General features: G+C 44.3%; 2 protein-coding genes. Both read right to left on the bottom strand.

Going from position 1 to position 1,896, the window contains the following annotated elements; all coding sequences use genetic code 11:
* Window positions 1-126: 126 nt before the first annotated feature.
* Window positions 127-513 (bottom strand): hypothetical protein, encoded by a 387-nt coding sequence (locus tag VT06_RS16610; protein ID WP_046555446.1) that lies wholly within the window; start codon window positions 511-513, stop codon window positions 127-129.
* A gap of 8 nt (window positions 514-521) precedes the next feature.
* A partial coding sequence (locus VT06_RS16605) for an RHS repeat domain-containing protein (RefSeq protein WP_046555445.1) occupies window positions 522-1,896 on the bottom strand: 1,375 nt, incomplete at its 5' end.

Raw genomic sequence — 1,896 nt, 5'->3', positions numbered from 1 at the left:
TCAACCTGCAGAGGAGTCAACATCTTCAGCTCTATAACCCACTCAGCATAAATACAGCCTCGGCAATGCCTATTTAATGTTGATCTGACCCCATTTATTCCATTTATTCCAGCTGCGCTAAACTTCTCAAGGCCAAGTTCTACAACTTAATGGATTACCGCCTTTATCAAAACCCCAAGCCAATATAATATGTGTACCTGGGTCAACATCATAATAAATTAGGCATTTTCCTACATAATCTTTAATACTGTAGTTAGGTAAAACTTCCTGTCTATTAAAGTGGTATCTTAAGTTACCGCTATCCAATGTTGTAGTTTTTGTCAATCCTTCTCCTCCAATTAAATAATCTGATCGTATCAACTGGCCTGCCTTTTCAGATTTAGATAAAGCCTGATTATTAATATTTCCCCCAATATTCATATTCAGGTATTTTTTGTAATCTTCATGACCAGCTGCGCAGCCAGCTATATTAAGGAGTAAAATAAGTCCAAAAACGAAAATGTAATTACCCATAGTTAGTCCTATTCATTATTATCCAGTAGTCTGTAAGGTGTATAAATATGATTATAAGGTCTTGCAGCAGCTAATAAAGTCAATCCATAAGAATGTGGCATAGTTAGCACTAATCCGACACCATTATTGGTAACAACACTACCCTTACCGAGCACATCAGTGAAGTAATCATGAAGTCCGTCATGGAATTCAGCAAATGCATCCATATATGGCAGTTTGGCAATATCTTTCATAACACCCGCTTGATCAGACTGCCCCCAATAATGCTCAGGTAAAGTTTCTTCAACTTGTTTACCTACATCACTAACGCCCTTCTGCTTGAAATGAACCTCACCCGATTTGTTATATTTACTACTCACTTTTTTATAGATAGCTTCAGACCCCATAGTTAATGCTTGTGCCATTGCTGCCATCTTAGCTCCCTTACTACAAGAACCACCTGAAGCTTCTCCTGAACCACATCCTCCGGCTGCTGATACCGCAATGCGTTTCGCTGCATCTCCCCAACCATTAACAGCACCATGATTGGCATAGCCACCGGCCGCACCGGCGATAGCACCAGTAGCAGCGCCTCGCAGTGCGCCTGTCAAACTTTTTGTTTGCAGCGCACCACCAACAAAGCCTCCTGCTGCTCCAGCAATTGCTCCCGCAGTAACTGCTCCCCCTATGGAAAGCCCTGTCACAAAGGTTTGTGTGGTGCCTAGTACAGTCATAGAAAATCCTTGGGTCATCCCCCAACCAGCGGCCCAACCTGACGCAGCGCCGTAGGTTGCAACCGTAACAGCAATAGCAACAGCGACTTTCCAGTACTTTTTCACAAACTTCCCAAGCTTTTTGAAAAAATATCCGCTTGGGTCGGTATAGCTCATGGGGTTATTTAGCACATAGCTATAACGATTATAGTTTTGCAGGTTGCTGGGCGCCTGAATAAACGGGTCGGCTTGCATAAAGCGGCCGAGTATTGGGTTGTAGGTACGCCCGCCCATATGAATAACGTCAAGGTCATTCACCATATTATGGCCGGTATAGCCCTTGCTGGTACCCGGGTTGCTGTAAGTAGTAAACAAGCTGTTGCTGCTTACGCTGTATTGTTTACCCCAGGGGTCATAAATAAACTGCTGCAACACATTGCCACTGCCATTGGTAATGCTAATGGTAGAGCCCTGGTTATCTTTATGTAGATACAGCTCGTCATGCGCGCCGTTGCTGCGCTTGGTTATAACGGTACTGCCCACATTAAACTTATGTTCAATTACACCTGAGGGTAGGGTTACCCGCTCGTACAGGCCGTCGATATAAAACGCATCTGTCGCCTGGCCACTTCTGACATCTGTGCGCCGGTATAGCTGGCGGTCGGTGCCATAGGCAAAGTCAGTATAATCC

The sequence above is a fragment of the Arsukibacterium sp. MJ3 genome (assembly GCF_000987765.1).
Lineage (GTDB): Bacteria > Pseudomonadota > Gammaproteobacteria > Enterobacterales > Alteromonadaceae > Alishewanella.
Note: the sequence above shows the minus strand (reverse complement) of the source record. Positions and strands in the feature narration are given on the sequence as shown.